This window comes from Rhizobium sp. CCGE 510, assembly GCF_000292525.1.
Taxonomy (GTDB): Bacteria; Pseudomonadota; Alphaproteobacteria; order Rhizobiales; family Rhizobiaceae; genus Rhizobium.
The window spans coordinates 1-658 of the sequence record NZ_AEYF01000119.1; the positions used below are offsets into that span (position 1 = coordinate 1).

2 protein-coding genes are annotated in these 658 nt (G+C 59.4%); both read right to left on the reverse strand.

Features of this window, described 5'->3' with window-relative positions:
- The coding region (locus RCCGE510_RS35415) for a hypothetical protein (RefSeq protein ID WP_007638035.1) at nt 1-188 on the reverse strand (188 nt) is incomplete at its 3' end.
- A partial coding sequence (locus RCCGE510_RS32750) for a hypothetical protein (RefSeq protein WP_007638036.1) occupies nt 181-658 on the reverse strand: 478 nt, incomplete at its 5' end. The genes RCCGE510_RS35415 and RCCGE510_RS32750, both read right to left, overlap by 8 nt.

The following is a 658-nucleotide window of genomic DNA, read 5'->3' on the forward strand; positions in this document are numbered from 1 at the left end:
CGGCCGCTACTCGACATATCTGGTGTCCAGATAATGTTGAGGCCGGGCTTCAGCAGCACATCGCGAATAATCGTCTGGCGATCCTCGAAAATCGCCAGACGACGAATCCAAAGCCGGGGTCCGACCCGACCCCCTGGCGCCTTCGGTGGCTTCATCACTGGAGCGAAAAGGTCTGCCTGACTAGCCATTGCCAAACCTCGCCCAGATCACATTATCTTCTGGTGCGACTGCGGCAGTGAGCTTGCGGATTTCTAGGCTGCGTATCACGCGCATTGCGAAGCCGGCTCGCTGGGCGTCGTTAGAATTGGCTTGCAATCCTGCGGCGCTAAAATGCTGTCCCCGAACCCAGGCTCCCTCGGCGTTCTCCTCCAACTGTCCCGATGTAAGCAATGTCTCGAACATTGATCGCCACGCAGCGTTTACCGCCGGATTCAGCCTGATTGCTCCCTGCGCTGGCTGCGCAGTGGAACCAAGAAGCCTGACCCACTGCTTCTGATCGTCGGCCGTGAGTAAGGGCGTGAGCAGTGCCGGTTCCGCGAGGCTGGCGATGACGAAACGGATGTGCGAGCCATCGGTCGCCGGGTCCATCTGCCAAAGTACAATATTGCGCCGCGTAGCGAAGTCGGTCGCGCGGTTGAATGCTGGAAGGCCAAAGCCC